This is a genomic window from Streptomyces sp. NPDC023527, from assembly GCF_055560115.1.
In genome coordinates this window covers 83,591-99,267 of the sequence record NZ_JBVHJJ010000005.1, presented here as the reverse complement: position 1 = coordinate 99,267, position 15,677 = coordinate 83,591, and the positions used below count along the sequence as shown (strand labels likewise).

11 protein-coding genes and 2 pseudogenes are annotated in these 15,677 nt (G+C 69.2%); 9 read left to right on the top strand and 4 right to left on the bottom strand.

Annotated elements, in window-relative coordinates; translation table 11 throughout:
- Positions 1–19 precede the first annotated feature (19 nt).
- From ACZ303_RS11550 to ACZ303_RS11525, 6 genes are all read left to right on the top strand, one after another.
- On the top strand, positions 20–3,811 hold the full coding sequence (locus ACZ303_RS11550; protein WP_467337611.1) for a hypothetical protein: 3,792 nt from the start codon (positions 20–22) through the stop codon (positions 3,809–3,811).
- Complete coding sequence (locus ACZ303_RS11545; protein WP_467337609.1) at positions 3,808–5,223, top strand: hypothetical protein; 1,416 nt, start codon at positions 3,808–3,810, stop codon at positions 5,221–5,223. The genes ACZ303_RS11550 and ACZ303_RS11545 overlap by 4 nt, the downstream gene beginning before the upstream one ends.
- A 616-nt stretch (positions 5,224–5,839) precedes the next feature.
- Positions 5,840–6,028, top strand: a complete 189-nt coding sequence (locus tag ACZ303_RS11540) for a hypothetical protein (protein ID WP_311609420.1) — start codon at positions 5,840–5,842, stop codon at positions 6,026–6,028.
- On the top strand, positions 6,004–6,750 hold the full coding sequence (locus tag ACZ303_RS11535) for a hypothetical protein (protein ID WP_467337606.1): 747 nt from the start codon (positions 6,004–6,006) through the stop codon (positions 6,748–6,750). The genes ACZ303_RS11540 and ACZ303_RS11535 overlap by 25 nt, the downstream gene beginning before the upstream one ends.
- A gap of 18 nt (positions 6,751–6,768) precedes the next feature.
- Positions 6,769–7,416, top strand: a complete 648-nt coding sequence (locus ACZ303_RS11530) for a transposase (RefSeq protein ID WP_467337604.1) — start codon at positions 6,769–6,771, stop codon at positions 7,414–7,416.
- Entirely contained in the window at positions 7,347–7,652 is a 306-nt protein-coding gene (locus ACZ303_RS11525) for a MafI2 family immunity protein (protein WP_467337602.1), read from the top strand. Before ACZ303_RS11530 ends, ACZ303_RS11525 begins: the two co-directional genes overlap by 70 nt.
- Here ACZ303_RS11525 and ACZ303_RS11520 read toward each other — a convergent pair.
- A pseudogene (locus tag ACZ303_RS11520) lies at positions 7,609–7,964 on the bottom strand (transposase); the annotation flags it as partial. The gene ACZ303_RS11525 and the pseudogene ACZ303_RS11520 overlap by 44 nt on opposite strands.
- Positions 7,874–8,238, bottom strand: a pseudogene (locus tag ACZ303_RS11515) (DNA-binding protein); the annotation flags it as partial. The pseudogenes ACZ303_RS11515 and ACZ303_RS11520, both read right to left, overlap by 91 nt.
- A gap of 379 nt (positions 8,239–8,617) precedes the next feature.
- On the opposite strand from ACZ303_RS11515, the gene ACZ303_RS11510 reads away from it, so the two are divergent.
- Positions 8,618–9,430, top strand: coding sequence for an SDR family NAD(P)-dependent oxidoreductase (locus tag ACZ303_RS11510; RefSeq protein ID WP_467337599.1), 813 nt, complete (start codon positions 8,618–8,620; stop codon positions 9,428–9,430).
- A 189-nt stretch (positions 9,431–9,619) separates the two neighbouring features.
- Entirely contained in the window at positions 9,620–10,420 is an 801-nt protein-coding gene (locus tag ACZ303_RS11505) for a GNAT family N-acetyltransferase (RefSeq protein WP_467337597.1), read from the top strand.
- Between the two features lie 232 nt (positions 10,421–10,652).
- Here ACZ303_RS11505 and ACZ303_RS11500 read toward each other — a convergent pair whose 3' ends face one another.
- Positions 10,653–11,843, bottom strand: a complete 1,191-nt coding sequence (locus ACZ303_RS11500) for a cytochrome P450 (protein WP_467337595.1) — start codon at positions 11,841–11,843, stop codon at positions 10,653–10,655.
- Between the two features lie 182 nt (positions 11,844–12,025).
- On the opposite strand from ACZ303_RS11500, the gene ACZ303_RS11495 reads away from it, so the two are divergent.
- Positions 12,026–12,700 (top strand): helix-turn-helix domain-containing protein, encoded by a 675-nt coding sequence (locus ACZ303_RS11495; RefSeq protein WP_467337593.1) that lies wholly within the window; start codon positions 12,026–12,028, stop codon positions 12,698–12,700.
- A 487-nt stretch (positions 12,701–13,187) separates the two neighbouring features.
- Here the strand turns inward: ACZ303_RS11495 and ACZ303_RS11490 are convergent, their stop codons facing one another.
- Positions 13,188–15,134, bottom strand: a complete 1,947-nt coding sequence (locus ACZ303_RS11490; protein WP_467337592.1) for an APC family permease — start codon at positions 15,132–15,134, stop codon at positions 13,188–13,190.
- Positions 15,135–15,677 lie beyond the last annotated feature (543 nt).

Below are 15,677 nucleotides of genomic sequence, written 5' to 3'. Positions count from 1 at the left end.
GGGCACCCAGCCACTCGTCGTGCCGATGCAGATCGAAGCCCTCGCCGTCAACGAACGCGTCCGCCACGCCGAGGTCTTCCAGCGCTGGCAGGCCAACTACGCCCTGACCCGGCTCAACCTTTCCCCGGAACCGCCCGCCTTCTCCAACACCGACACGGCCTTCAATGCCGCCCCCGACCGTGAAGGCGTCTATCTGCACTGGCAGTTGCCGCAAGCGCTCACCCACGGCGTGGACGAGGAGGGCGACGGCGTCCCCGTCTTCCCGCTCGTCCCCAACCGCTGGCTCGTCGTCCGCCAGGCGGTCGCCACCGCGACCGGCGCCCGCACCGACACCGGCTGGATCGTCGAGAGCGACTACCTGGACCCGGCCCTCGGCTCCAGCACCTACATGGACAAGGACGGCAGCCTCACCCGCATCGGCCGCCGCATCGCCCTCGCCGAGGGCGCGTGGAGCGAACCCGGCACGCCCGACGGGCTGTTCCTGACCGCGGTCGGCCCCGGACTGCCGACCTTCGCCGCCTACCAGCCCTACAACACCGACGTGTTCTCCGTGCACGACCGCACGGACGACCTCGACCCGCACACCGCCTACCAGCTGAACTACCTGGTCGCCGGCTGGTACAGTGACCCTGACGAGGACCCGCTGGCCGGGAACCTCATCAAGCGGCTGGCCGCGCACAACTGGAAGACCAAGGGCACGGCACCCGAAACCGCCCGTACGGTCTGCCACGGCACCGCCCTCGACGTGCAGTGGCAGCGCCAGGGCAGCGGCATGCCCGCCTCCGACCGGCCCGACTACGTCACCGTCGCCGTCGGCAACAACACCGAGCACGCCACCAAGGCCATCAAGGAGTACGCGGCGCGGCGCGCCGGATCCCCGCCCGAGCTCGCCGCCCTGCTGTCGGCCGCGCACTCCGGCGTCCTCGACCTGCTCGAAGAACCCGACGGCCAGTTCCAGGCCGAACGCGCCGTGCACGCCTCGTGGTTCACCCCCGAGCCCGGCGGATACACCTGGGTGCTGGAGGACGCCGAGAAGTCCGCCGCCCCGGAGGTCAGGCGCCGCCGGCCCCGGGCCGTACGCGCCGCGTACGCCCAGGCCCTCGCCAAGCTCAACGAGGACCAGGCCGCGCACGACGCCGCCGTACAGGACCTCATCGCCGCACAACGCCGGCTGTACGACCTGTGGTGGGCGGCGAACCTGCCGAAGGTGCCCGACGCGCCGGGGGAGCCGGCCGGCAAGTACCGCGAGGACCTCGGCGAGTGCGTACAGACCGCCACCAAGGCGGCCAAGGACCAACGCGACCGGGTGGAGCGGCTGCGCGCCGCGATCCCCTGGGGAGACACCCCGGAGCAACTCGCCGCCGCCATCGGGAAGTACCAGCACGACCACGGCCTCCCCGAGGGCGAGGTCGTCCTCAAACGCGCCGTCCTGCCCGACTTCCACCGGCCCAACGACCCTGTCGTCGTCATCCGGGGGACGAAGGACCGGCCTGTCCCGCCGGGCCCCGAGCAGCTGACCGAAGCCGACCCGTACGCGGTGCGCGAGGGCACGTACGACGACTCCGAGCAGGACGAGGACCCGCCGCTGGCGTGCCGCTGGCCGGACGCGCTCGTCACCGGCGTGAAGGTGGCGGGCAAGCCGGTCTCGGCGACCGAAGCGCAGACCCCCAAGCCGACCGGTCTCCCGTCCCCCGACGGCCTGTCCGGCATCCTGCCGGCCCTGCTGCGCGAGCTGTTCCACCTGGCCTCGTCCAACGCCCGGACGCTCGCGACGGTCACCGGCCACCCCGGAGACGTGGCGGAGCTCGCCGCCGCCATGCGTGACCCGCACGCCAACGCCGTCGGTATCCCCGGCGCGTACACCGCGCAGTGGCGGCAGCCCTGGCAGCCACTGTTCTTCGAGTGGAAGGTCGACTACTTCCCCATCGAGTGGCAGGGCGACCCGGACGGCGGCCAAGCCGGCCGCGACAACTGGGTCTTCGACGGCACCGGTTACCACTGGCTCGGTACCGGTGCCCACCCCGTTCCCCGCACCCTCAGCGGCCGGCAGTTCCTCACCCCGACACCCTCGGAAACGGTGGCCGCAGCGCTGCGGCAGTACGCCCGTACCCACCCGGGACCGGGAGCCGCCGCGCTGCGGGCACTCGCCCGGCAGATCGAGGACGACGCCGACTGGTTCTCCCAGCCCCTCGTCGGCTTCACCGAACAGCTCGCCGCACGGGCCGCCGGTCCCGCGACCCTCAACCCCCACTCCGAGCTGCCGGAAGACTTGCGCACCGCGCTCACCGAGGCGTCGGGCCGCACCCTGCCGCCCAGCCCGGGCGCCCTCCCGCGCCCGTTCATCGGCTGGAACGACACCCTCTACCAGCCCCTGCGGGCCGGGCAGTTCGCCTTCGCGCGGCTCGCGGTCATCGACCGCTTCGGACACGCACTGCCCGCGATCTTCCCGGACCCGATCGCCCTGCGATTCGCCCCCGGAAACGAGCCCGGTGACGTCATCGGCGTCGGCGTGCCCGCGCGCCGTTTCGCGCCCGAGCTGCCCGAGGAACTCACTCCCTCCTGGAAGGACCCCAAGGACCCGAACCAGGGTCACTGGACCATCAACCCGCCCACCTGGTACCGCTTCACCCAGCTCGCACCACGTCTGACCCAGCCCGCCCGGGCCGGCTTCACCCTCCTCGACGCCCGCGACGACCTCAACCCGCTCACCACGGCGAGCGACCCGGACACGAGCCCGGTATCGGCCTGGCTCGTCCCCGGCTATCTCGACCGCGCGCTGTACGCGTACGGGCCCGACGGCGCCCCGCTGGGCGAACTCCGCATCACCCTTCCGCCCAGCGGGATCCCGCGGGTCACATGGCACGCGCTGCCGTACTCGCAGTACCGCACGATCGACGATCTGCACGGCAACTACCCGATTCTGCACGGCTTCCTGACAGCGCTGACCGCCCCGGACCGGGGCCCGGCCGCCCTGCGCTCCCTCCTGACCGTCATCGACCGCACCCTCTCCACCACCGCGCCCCTGGGCGACGCCGCACCCCCGCACACCCCGAGCGTGCTCGTCGGCCGACCGCTCGCGCTGATGCGCGTACGCTTCGACATCGACCTCGACGGGCCGCCGTACCCGGACCCGTCGTGGAAGAACCTGCGCGACCCGGAGCCCCCCGCGTACCCCGGCTACCGCTGGCCGGTCCGGCTCGGCGAACGCAACGAGCTGACGGATGGGCTCGTGGGCTACTTCCACGGCGAGCACCGCACCACGGACTACCGCGTCCTGCACACGGTGCTGGGCGAGGCCGAACTCCCCGACGAGGCACGGGAGTACTTCGCCCCGATCGGCACGGGCGCCTCGTTGACCCTCCCGGCCCGGCCACCGGGCAGTGACCCCGACCACCGCAACGCCGCGTTCCTGACGCTGCTCGCCGACCCGCGCGGCACCGTGCACGCCACGACGGACGTCCTGCCGTCCGCCGAGGTCCGGCTGCCGGCCCGGCTCGTGGAGCCGCCGCTGGCCGAACTCCCGGTGTCCTTCCGGCTGGGACCGCTGCCGGTGAGCGAGTACGTACCGGATCCGGCGGGCGTACGAACCGGGGAGCAGCCGCCCGCGCTCGTCCTGCCCCGCCCGTCCGACCGGTACGGGACGTGGACCTGGGTGCAGAACGAGACCACCGGCACGCCGAGCACGGCTACCACGTACGCCTCCGACGGCGAAGCCCACCACCCGCACCCCGCCCCCACCCTGCGCACGGGTCGCTTGACGCTCCGTCCGATCCACGCCGATGAGACCGAGACCGAAGGAGACCGCCGATGAGCGACTGTGTGCTCAGCTACGCCCTGACGACCGTCCCCAACCCGCTGACCGTCAGCCCGCCCAAGGCCGGCCCCGGCAATGAGGACGAACTCGCCTACGGCGCCATCGACCTCGTCATCTCCAACAGCGGCAACACGCCGGTCCGTTGCAGCCGCATCGCCATCGTGCTGCCGGTCGGCTCCCTCGCCCAGGACCTCGCGCTCACGGGCGAGGGCATCGCGCCGTACGTCGAGCCCGAATCCGGGTGGACGATCGTCGGGCCGCAGCCCGATGTGCTGGTCGCCGTGCCGACGGCCGAGACGGCGGTGTTCCCGGCGGCGGGGGACACGGCGGGGGAGTCGTCGAAGGTGCGGTTCAGCGTGGAGCCGAGGGGAGGGGCGAGCGAGGTCACCGTCGATGGGCTGTACATCACGTTGAAGAACATCGCGGTCAGCAACAAGACGGGCGTCGCCAGGATCGGGATCGAGGAGTGGGCGACGACGGGTTCCACGATCCCGGAGGTGCCGAACACGAGGACGCTGGAGGTCGCGAAGTTCCCGTTCCGGAGCGGGGGAGACCCGTCGCCCGGCATCGGGCGGGCGCTGGTGGCGGTCACACAGCAGGGCGGGCCGCCGGCGACGCGGATCGCTTCCGGGGCTCCGGTGCGGTTGGAGTGGAACCATGTGCGGGGCGACAACCATGAGTTGTATATGGACGGGGAGCGCGTCACGGATGCCTCGATCGCGGGCGGGAGCGTGTATCCGGTTCCGGCGGGGAAGGTGCTGCGGGACACGGCGTTCGCGCTGAAGACGGTGACGCCGACGCCGGGTGGGGGGTTCGTGACGCGGTGGGATCACCTGGTGGTGTGTGTCACGGACCAGACGCTGGCGAGTCTGACGGTGAGCGGAGGGCTGACCGCGAAGGGGGCGGTGACGGCGAAGAGCACGCTGGGCGTCACCGGCAACGCGACGGTCGGGGGGACCCTCGAGGTAACGGGGCAGCTGACGGCGGACGGCGACGTCCAGGTCAACAAGACGTTCAAGACGGGCACGGTCGGTGAGTCGGTCTTCTACCACAACGTCACGGTGTACACGCCGAGCAAGCTTGTCGTGGGCAAGGACATGCAGGTCAACGGCGACCTGACGACCAGTGGGACCGTCCAGGGATCCGCCCTGAAGGTCGGCGCCACCTACGGAATCGCCAGCAATGGAGCCATCACCGGATCCAGCCTCAACGCCGGAAGCGGCAACATCACCACCAGCGGCAAAGTGAACGACAACGGCGAAATCCTGCGTTCTGGTACAGCGGTAACCCTCAGGAATCAGTATCACAATTCCGAGGGCCTGAACGAGGACAATAAGGCGAGCGGTGGCGTATCGCTTAAGGGAATCGATAGGAACAACATGCGTTGGTGGTGGTACCTGGAAAAGTAGGGCCGGGAGCTGACGCGGCGGCTGAGGTTCCGTTTCCAGCCCCCGCCGCTTCACATGAAGTAGACCGCCAACGAGGCGCCCGTGGTTCGGGTCCTTGCCGACGGCCACCGAACCGGAGGTGCGGCTTATGGCCGTACCTCCGGTTCTCCAGTGTCCTTTCTTCCGGCCCGGCCGGTACTGACGGCGGTTTCCGTAAGCGGTTCTGATCCATTTATTGGATGCTGTTGGTGATCTTCAGTTGCGGGGGTGGTGGTAGCGGCTTTCCGGGCATCTGGGGTGGCGGTTTCTGCTGTGCTGATCGGGAGGTTCGGCTCGCGGGAGGGGTAGTTCGATGTCTATGGCCTCGGAGTCCGGACGGGTGATCCCGTCGCTGACGGGGCGGGTGGCTCGGGCGAGCAACCCACGTGGCACGGCGGCGATGTGGGTGCGGGACCGGCTGGACGGCCTATTTACGGACGGTGGTTTCGCCGACTGGTTCTCTGCGAATGGATGTCGAGGTATCTCGCCGGCTCGGCTGGCTCTGGTGTGTCGGTGCTTCAGTACGCGGAAAACCTCAGCGACCGTCAGGCGGCCGAGGCGGTTCGCTGCCGACTGGACTGGAAATTACTGCCTGGGGATGGAGCTGGACGATTCCGGCTTCGACCACTCGGTGCTCAGCGAGTTCCGTGACCGGCTGGCCCAGGACGACCGGGCGGACCGGCTCCTGGCGCTGATGGTCGAGCGCCTGCCGAGGCCGGGCTGGTGCGGCGTCCGGGCCGGGTGCGGACGGATTCCACCCACGTGCTCGCCGCGGTCCGCCGGCTGAACCGCGCCGAGCTGGTGGGCGAAACGCTGCGGGCGGCCCTGGAGGAACTCGCCGTGGCCGACGACGAGTGGCTGGCGGCGGCAACCACGCCAGACTGGGGCAATCGCTACGGCCGTCCGGTCCGCTACGAGCGCCTGCCTCGGACCAAGGAGGTGCTGTCGGCCTACGTCCTGCAGGTCGGAGAGGACGGCATGCACCTGATGCGCGAACTCTTCCGCGACGGTGCCCCGCGCCGGCTGTGGCTGCTTCCTCAGGTCCAGGTGCTTCGGCAGGTCTGGGTGCAGCAGTACTGGTACGACGAGGACGACGAGCTCCAGTGGCGGGGGCCGAAGGACACAGGCGACCGGCAGAGCCGCCGCGCCACTGAACGCCGGAACACCGGCACTGCCGCTGCCGCGGGCAGACCCGACCCGGCGACGGCGCGGGTGCCGTGGTCAGGAATGGAGATCGTCACTCCGCACGATCCCGAGGCCCGATTCTGCCGCAAGGCGGGCAAGGAGGACTGGATCGGCTACCGCGATCACCAGACGGAGACCTGCGGTGACTCAGGAGCGAACATCATCGTCCACGTGGCGACCAGACCGGCCCCCGAGCAGGACATCGACGCCCTCGACCAGATTCACGAAGGCATTGTCGGCCAGGGTTTCCACCCGAGCGAGCGCCTCGTCGATTCCGGATACGTCAGCCCTGACGTGATCCACTACGCGCAACAGCGATGGTAAATCCCACTGATTGGCCCGGTGCGCTTGGACCCTCGCGGCGACCGCGGCCACCCCGGATTCACCAAGGAGGACTGCCACGTCAACTGGGGAGAAAGGACGGTAACTTGCCCGCGAGGTGTCACCAGCCCGCCATGGAAGCCCACCCACACCGACGGACACGCCCGCTTCTCCGTCCTTTTCTCCCGAAAGTCCTGCCGGGCGTGTGAAGAGCGCCTTCGCTGCACGGGCAACACCGATGACAAGGGCCGCTACATCACCTTGCTCCCCCAGCCCATCCAGGAAATCCAGACCCAGGCACGGGCAGAGCAGAAGACCAAGGCATGGCAGCAGCGTTACGCCCTGCGCTCCGGCTGCGAGGCAACAGTGTCCGAGACTGTCCGTGCCCACGGCCTGCGCCACTGCCGCTACCGCGGAATCTCCAAGACACACGTGCAACACATCCTCACGGCCGCCGGAACCAACATCATCCGCCTTGCCCAGCACCCCCAAGCGGGGTACCGCACCACTCCGACCACCCGTTTCCAGCGTCTCTGCCAGCAACTAAGACGATGTCTCAGTCGGCGTGATTGCTCGATGACCGGGCAAGATGCACCGCCATGGCAGACCCTGAACTTGAGCGTGTCAACAGCATTGCCCTCACGGCAGTGCAGGCCCTGCTGGGGCTGATCTCATCCGATGTAGTCGCGGTAGCGGTTGCGGCCGAGGAGGACAGAGTGCTGCTCTCCTTCTGGGTACGTCGTCATACCGCTGAGATCGACGAAGACATCGCCGATGCGATCGCTGACCTGGAGGCATTTCTGCATCCAGATAATCCGCTGATCGAATCGCGCGTCATGGTGGGTGCGCCGGAGGCAGCCGTTATGAGACCTCACGAGCGCATGATCTATTGGGCCAAGTCCTAGACCTGCACTGCTGTGCTCTGCGGTAGCAGATGAGGGTGCAAGCGATGCCGACGAAGGCGAGGAAGTGGTCGGCTGTGCGTTCGTAGCGGCGGTGCAGGCGGCGACAGCCGTTGAGCAAGACATAGTGCGTTCGATCACCCAGCGGTGCCGGCCCAGGCGGCCGGACGGCTCGATGCCGCGGCGGGCGATGCGCGGGACGATCTGCCTGCGTCGCAACCAGTGACGACCAGGCCGGCCGAGGCGCCCAGGTTGCGCGAGACGACCTCGTAGGACCCGCCGCCGCTGGGATAGGCGTGCACCACTTGGCGGTAGGACAGGACCACCACGGCCATCAGCGCCACGACCGCCGCGGCGATCCAGGGGGTGAAGTGCAGGTACGCCATGCCGCCCAGGGTCAGGACGAGCAGGATCTCCTGCGTGGCGTAGGCGACCGACGACAGCGGGTCGGAGGCGAAGATCGGCAGGGCCAGCCGCTTGGGCAGCGGTGTCTCGTGCAGTTCCTCGCTCGCATCGCCCGGCCGATGGCCAGCCGCTTCAGAAGCGCCGTCACATTGATCGCAAGGCGAGCGTAAGTCTTATTCGGCATATATAGAGACATTCGGGACGAGGTGTGGTCCCTCTGGCGGTGTGTCAGGGCTGCGTCAGGGATGCGGCGCGCCGCTTGCGCGGGGCCTCCTGGTTGCTTTGGATAGTGAGCGTGAACAGCCACCTGCGACACGACGACCGGCCGCCTCATACGGCGCTGTCCGGCATCGCGCGCTGTTCACTTTCCGCGCGCTGAGCGCGTTTACCTTCTGCGACACCGCGAGAGTGTCCGGCGCATCATCGTGATCTCTTCGCATCCCGCCTGGCCCGTCGGCACGCACGTTTCCGTGCTCCGTCGCTGACGTCGCCTTTTGTTCGCACGGCAGCCCGCCATGGGGCGGATTCCAGCTGCCGCTTTCGCATTCCCGGAGTGGATTCCCATGTCTTCTGCTGTCTCGCCCTCCTCCAGGACCGTTCTGGTCACCGGTGCCACGTCCGGTATCGGCTGGGAGACCGCCCGGCTGCTCGCCGAACGGGGTGACACGGTCATCGTCCACGCCCCCGACCAGGTGTCCGGTGACGATGCCGTCGCCCGCCTGGTGACGGCCGGCGCCGACATCCTGCGCCTGCGTCTGGTCGTCGCCGACTTCTCCCGGCTGGACGAGGTACGGGCCATGGCCGCGCGCGTCGCCGAGGAGCACCCCGTCCTCGACGTCCTGGTGAACAACGCGGCCGTCGCCGCGCCCGAGCGGCGCACCATGACCGCCGACGGCAACGAACTCTCCCTCCAGGTCAACTTCCTCGCCGCCTACCTCCTCACCCACGAGCTCGCCGGCCCGCTCAGCGCCCGCCCCGGCGCTCGCGTCGTGAACGTCTCGTCCTCCATGCACCGGACGGCGTCCATCGCCTGGAACGACCCCCACCGCGCCAAGCGCTACTCCCGCCTCGCCGCCTATGCCCAGTCCCAGCTCGCGCTGACCGTCTTCGCCCGCGAGCAGGCGCCATGGACGTCGGTCAGCGTGCACCCGGGCGTGTGCGATACCGCGCTGCTGCCGCTGTACGCCCACGAGGGCGACTCCGCCCTGCAGGGCGCCGAGAGCGTGGTCCGCCTCTGCGACCCCGCCACCGAGCTCGTCCCCGGCGCCTACTACGACCGCAGGGCCCTCTCCCCGGCAGCCCCCGTCGCCATGGAGGGCCGTACGGTGCGCCGCCTGTGCAAGCTCGCCGACCAACTGGTCACCCAGGCAGCCTGACGCCTGCAACAGCCCGCCGAACCCGTAGAGAAGAAGAAAGGGCATCTGTGTCCAAGCGCGCCCGTAAGAAGCGAACCCGCCGCAAGAAGAAGGCCAACCACGGAAGCAAGGCTTGCAACTGACCGCAGGCCGTCGCCCCCGGGGCGGGCGGTGCCGAACCGCCTGCCCCTCGGGTTCTCCGGAGCCGTCATGCCGAACGAAAACTTCCTCCGCGCAGCGCCGGCCGTCCGGGCACGGCAGCCCTGGTTCCCTGCCGGCCGCCCGGGCGTGGGAGCCCTTCCCGAGCACGCCGCTCACACCGGGCTGGGCACGTGGTGGAACGACCACCCGCTGCGCCCGCGGGCGGCCGCCGTCTCCTGCGCCGGCTACGCCGTCCTGGCCGGCGACCCCTGTGCGACCGTTCCCGGGGACCTCGCGCATCTGGCCCACTGCTACGTCGTCGCCCCGGACCGCTTCCTGCCCGTACTCGGCAGCGCGTTCGTACGGATCGTGCCCTGGGAGCGCATGATCTGGGCACACCGCGACCCCGTGCCTGTTGCCCGACTCACCCCCGCGGTGACCGTCCGTCCCCTCGCGCTCTCCGACGCGCCAGCCGTACGGGCCCTCGGCCCGGACCTGGCCTGGATCGCGGAGAGCTGGGGTGGCCCGGCCGGGCTCGCCGCGTCCGGTCGAGGCTGGGGCACCTTCCGTAACGGGCGCCTGCTCTCCCTCGCCTGCACCTTTTTCGCGGGCAGCTGCCACGAGGACGTCGCTGTCGCGACCCTGTCGGAAGAACGCGGGCAGGGCCTGGCCTCCGCCTGTGTGCGGGCGCTCTGCAGGGACATCACCACCCGCGGCCGCATCCCGTCCTGGACGTGTTCCCGTGACAACCACCCAAGCCGCCGCCTGGCCGCACAATCCGGATTCCAGTTGATCCACACCTACGTGCACTACGCACTCGGAGCCCCGGTCACCGGCAGCCGGCCTCTCGCCGAGGCCGCCCGACCGTAAGCGGCGGGCGGCTTCCCCGCCCGGGCGAGCGCTGACGATCCTCGGGCTCCGGCCACGGCTCGCGAAGTCCCGCTGAGGTCGGCTGCCTGGGCGTCCGGCCGACCGCTACGCGGTGTTGGTGAACTGTGGAAGTCATGGAGCCAACACGCCTCCGGCAAAAACCGCGCCCTCTGTACGCCGCGGGCGGGTGACCGCAGCGGCGGTGGCGGGTGGAGGCGTCACCGGCTCGTGGTCAGGCGTCCCAGGTGACCGGGAGGCTCTTGACCCCGTAGATGTCCGCGGTCTCCGGGCGCAGGCCGACTTCTTCTGCCGGTACGGCCAGGCGCAAGGTGGGGAAGCGGTCGAACAGTGCGCGAAATGCGACCCGCATCTCGATGCGGGCCAGTTGCTGGCCCAGGCACTGGTGGATGCCGTGGCCGAAGGCCAGGTGTCCGCCGTCCTGCCTTCGGAGGTCGAGCACGTGGGGATCGGTGAAGCGCTCGGGGTCGCGGTTGGCGGTGTTGTACGACAGGACGACCGTCGTGCCGGCCTTGATGGTCTGGCCGCCCAGCTCGACGTCCTCCAGTGCCGTCCTCCAGAACTGCTTGGCGACGCTCAGGTACCGCAGCAGTTCTTCCACGGCCCGGTCGGTGAGTGCGGGGTCGGCGCGCAGTTCGGCGAGCTGTGCCGGGTTCTGCAGCAGCGCGAAGGTGCCCAGCGACAGCATGTTCGCGGTGGTGTCGAAGCCGGCCGCGAGCAGGATCAGGCTGATCCCCTTCAGTTCCTCGTCGGTCAGGTCGCTGTCGGTGAGTTCGCTGAGTACGTCGTCGGTGGGGTTGGCGCGCTTGGCGGCCACCAGCTCCGCGAGGTAGGTCTGGGTGGCGGTGTAGGCCGCTATCAGTTCCTCGTCGCTCGTCTCCCCGCCCATGAACGTGTCGATCTGTTCCTGGAAGGAGTCCCGGTCCCGGTACGGCACTCCCAGCAGCTCGCAGATCACGATAGTGGGGATGGGCTTGGCGAACGCGGTCACCAGGTCCGTCGGCGGCCCGGTCCTCTCCATGGCGTCCAGGCAGTCGGTGGTGATCTGCTCGATGCGCTCGGTGAGCAGGCGCATCCGCCGCACGGTGAACTTGCCCATCAGCGGTTTCCGGTAGCGCCGGTGCTGTGGGTCGTCCATGAGGAGGAACTCGCCGGGCGGCGCGGGGGGAATCTCGAAGTCGCCCATGTTCATGAGCTCCTTGCGCGAGCTGAACCGCGGGTCGGCCAGGACCGACCTGACCAGGTCGTACCCGGTGACGAGCCAGCCCGGTGCTCCGCCGGGGTGGGTGCAGCGGCTGATGGGGCCGTGCCGTCGGGCGTCGGTCAGCTCCGCCGGCGGGTCGAAGGGGCAGCCGGGCCGCCGCGCCGTCGGTAGCGTCGTGACGGTGTGGACGTATTCACCCATGACCATTCCTCGTCTCGCGATATTTCGTGTTTGACACTGCTCGAAAGCTACGTTGCGTTCAGGATGTCGTCAATCATCTGAAAAGCATTTCCGCAGGTCAGATGCCAAAAATTGATGCAATGACGCTGGGGTCGAATGCAATCCTTGTTGCAATGACTGGCGGCGAAGGCAATACTGACGGCATGCCAGGAGGACGGTTGACCCAGCAGGAACGTCAACGCATCGCGGCCGGCCTCGCCGACGGGCTCTCCTACGCCGAGATCGCCAGGCGGTTAGACCGGCCTACCTCGACGATCAGTCGGGAGGTCGGACGCAACGGCGGCCCCGGAGGCTACCGGTCCCAACAGGCGCACCAGGCGACGGTTCAGCGGGCGCGGCGCGGCACACCAGCACCCCCGCGCGCGGCCGGGCCGCAGGGCGGCGCGGTGGAAGAGGAGATCGTCGAGCTGGCGGTCAGGTCGGGGATGCCGAGGATGACGGCGCGCGTGCACGTCGACCTGTTGTTGTCCGAGGACGGCAGGCGCACCGCGGCCGAGCTGACCCGCCGGCTGAAGGTCAGCCCGGCCTCGGTCTCCGTGTCCGTGAACTTCCTGGTCCAGCAGGGGTATGTCCGGCGCGAGCGTGATCCGCAGCGGCGTCGTGACCTCTACGTGGTCGACGACGAGGCCTGGTACCACTCGGTCGTGATCAGCGCGCGGCAGACGCTCGAAGCGGCGCAGGCCTCGATGGCGGCGGCGGAGACGTCCGGGCTCGACACGCCCGTCGGGCAGCGCCTGGCCAGGGCGGGGACGTTCCTGGAGCGGGTCACCCTGGACCTGATGGAGTCGGCCGATCGCTGGCGCGCCCTCCTGGCGTGAAGCGATCCCAGCCGGGCAACTTATCAGCGGGGCAGTACAGCCGGCCGGGATGCTGGGGGCTGCGGAGTGTACGGCTGCGTCAAGGAGTGCCCGCAGGAGTCCAGACCAACAATCGCAATGAGCTGATCGTGGTGATCAGGGTGTCGCTCTCTGATCGTCGTCTTCGCGGAGCCTGCGACTGCCGGACCTCGCCCTGGGCGCCTCGGCTCGATGCCGTCGCACTGGGCGCTCCGGCGTTTCGAGCGGCCTGGATGGTCACCCTGTGAACCGCGCGCCTTGTGAGAGCGGACGGTGACTGAGGTACTCCTCCCGGCCTGGTAGGCGCCGGTCTCATGGGTCACCGTTCTGACCCCGGAGTCGGAGCCCGAGCAGGTGTGGCAGCGACGTTGCAGCCCCAGCGCGGGGTGGTCGCCGCCCACGTGGTGCGTCGGGCCACGGGTGTGGTGGTGTGCCCGCTGCGGTTCCGGCTGGCGCGGTGGACGGTTGGTCAGCCGACGTGGATGCGGGGGCGGTGGTCGCGGTCCGGTTCGGCTTCGCGCAGGATCTCGCGGGTGACCGGGGCGACCTCGCCCTGGCCGAAGAGGAAGAAGCGGACGAAGTTGGTGAAGGGGTTGCCCTCGGTCCACTCGAAGAAGACGTGGGGGCGGGTGCCGGTGAGGTCGCGGGTGTGGAGGAGGAAGGCCGCGAGGGCGTTGGAGACGGAGGAGCTCTCCATGGTGAGGACGCGGTAGCGGTCGTGCATGATCTCGCCGCGTACGGTCAGGCCGGCCTCGAACTCGGAGGGGTCGGTGACCGTGACCTCGACGAAGACGAAGTCCTCGGTGGTGGGGATGTCGTTGTCGGCTCGGATCTGTTCGATCTTCTCGCGGTATTCGGTGGCGTCGCGCTCGTCGGGCTCGTTGGCTATGAAGCGCGGTATGCGGTGGGAGATGTCGCGAATGAACCGCTCGGCCATCTCGTCGAGCTCCACATGCGTGACGCGAAGCTCGAAGGCGCGGCCGAGGCGGGAGAGGAGGGAGATGAGGAGGATGCCGGCGGTGAAGCAGGCACCGATCTTCACGCCGTCCGGGCGCTCGATCACGTTGAGGACGGTGGTGTAGAGGAAGACGGCGGAGATGACGCCGAAGGCGATGGTCCAGCCGCGCTGGCCGGCCTTGCGAGCGGCGATGGTGACGGCGATGGCGGCGGAGCAGATGAGGACGAGGACACCGGTGGCGTAGGCGCCGCCCTGGGCGTCGACGTCGGCGTCGAAGAGCCAGGTGACGAGGAAGGCGACGAGGGTGAAGACGATCACCATCGGGCGCACGGCGCGGGCCCAGTGCGGGGCCATGCCGTACTTGGGCAGATAGCGCGGCATCAGGTTGAGCAGACCGGCCATGGCGGAGGCACCCGCGAACCACAGGATGAGGATGGTCGAGACGTCGTAGACCGTGCCGAAGGCATTGCCCAGGTACTCGTGCGCCAGGTAGGCGAGCGCGCGGCCGCTGGCAGCGCCGCCGGACTCGAACTCCTTGTGCGGGATGAGCACGGTGGTGATGAAGCTGGTCATGATCAGGAAGACGCTCATGATGAGCGCGGCGGTCGTGAGCAGCTTCTTGGTGCCGCGGATTCGCCCGGCGGGCCTGTCTTCGGCGTCGTCCGGGGCGCCCTTGACGTGCGGCATCACGGCCACGCCGGTCTCGAAGCCGGACAGGCCGAGCGCCAGCTTCGGGAAGACGATCAGGGCGACACCGATCATGACGAAGACGTTGCCGTGCTCGGTGGTGAGGGCGGCGGTCCAGTCGGTGACGACGTGGCCTTCGGTGAGGACGTGCCACAGGCCGGTGACCACGACCACCGCGTTCAGCGCGAGGTAGACCGTGACCAGGACGACGGCGACGCCGATCGCCTCCAGGAAGCCCTTGAGGAACACCGCGCCGAGCAGTGCGATGAGGATCAGGGTGATCAGCACCTGCTTGTCGTGCAGGGCCCCTTCCAGATTGGGGTTCTCCACCAGGTGGGTGGAGGCGTCCGCGGCCGACAGCGTGATCGTGATCAGGAAGTCGGTCGCGGCGAAGCCCAGCAGCGTGAGGACGAACAGCTTGCCCTTCCAGAAGGACAGCAGCCGCGACAGCATCGCGATCGAACCCTCGCCGTGCGGGCTCTCCTCGGCCACGCGCCGGTAGACGGGCAGCGCGCCGGCCAGGGTCACGATCACGAGCACGATCGTCGCGACAGGGGAGAGGAGACCGGCGGCCAGGGCGGCGATGCCCGGCTGGTAGCCGAGGGTCGAGAAATAGTCGACACCGGTCAGGCACATCACCCGGTACCAGGGCTGGCCCTTGTGCTCGGGCGCCGGGGCGGCCTGCGAAGGACGGCCCTTGCCCATGTCGGAGAGCCCCTCCAGCATCCACGCCCGTAGACGACTCGTGTGCGTGTCGGTCGGGGTGGCCATGTGGTGCTCCTGGGATCCTGCCGGGGGTCGGAATTCGGCCATCATGCGGACAGCCGAGCCAGCGTAAGCAATGGATTCTTCGACTGCCCGGGGAGAGGCGTCAGGAAAGCATCAAGATTCGCGTGTGGGCCGTAGCCAGACTGGGCCCGGGCCCACTAGAGCGCTGTGCGGCTGAACACGTTCACCACAGCGCGGCGGCCGCGCCCCGTGTGTGTTCCGCCGTACGGCAGATGCGTACGGGGCGTCGTCGCTGGCTGTTTGCCGGGAGAGCGTGAGAGTTCTCACGGACTCCGAACCTTCCGACTTGGCTTTGAGCAGGCGAGATACGGAGGATGGCTGGCAGCCGGGGGAGGGCCAGCTCGGCTGGGGGAGGGATCCTGTCACCGCGAGGCGCCATTGATACCCGCAGGCAGTACTCGGCGGTTCGGCTCGCGCGGCGTTACCCTCGTGTTGTAGCCAGCTGACAACCCCTGAACTTTGGGTGTCGGCGAGGCGATGGAGAGGCTGGGGGACCGTTTGGGGACCACACGCTGTGCACGTCAA

Coding starts and splice junctions, on each gene's coding strand:
- ACZ303_RS11545 (WP_467337609.1), top strand. CDS start 3,808: ATGAGCGACTGTGTGCTCAGCTACGCCCTGACGACCGTCCCCAACCCG.
- ACZ303_RS11540 (WP_311609420.1), top strand. CDS start 5,840: ATGGAGCTGGACGATTCCGGCTTCGACCACTCGGTGCTCAGCGAGTTC.
- ACZ303_RS11525 (WP_467337602.1), top strand. CDS start 7,347: ATGGCAGACCCTGAACTTGAGCGTGTCAACAGCATTGCCCTCACGGCA.
- ACZ303_RS11510 (WP_467337599.1), top strand. CDS start 8,618: ATGTCTTCTGCTGTCTCGCCCTCCTCCAGGACCGTTCTGGTCACCGGT.
- ACZ303_RS11505 (WP_467337597.1), top strand. CDS start 9,620: ATGCCGAACGAAAACTTCCTCCGCGCAGCGCCGGCCGTCCGGGCACGG.
- ACZ303_RS11500 (WP_467337595.1), bottom strand. CDS start 11,843: ATGGGTGAATACGTCCACACCGTCACGACGCTACCGACGGCGCGGCGG.
- ACZ303_RS11495 (WP_467337593.1), top strand. CDS start 12,026: ATGCCAGGAGGACGGTTGACCCAGCAGGAACGTCAACGCATCGCGGCC.
- ACZ303_RS11490 (WP_467337592.1), bottom strand. CDS start 15,134: ATGGCCACCCCGACCGACACGCACACGAGTCGTCTACGGGCGTGGATG.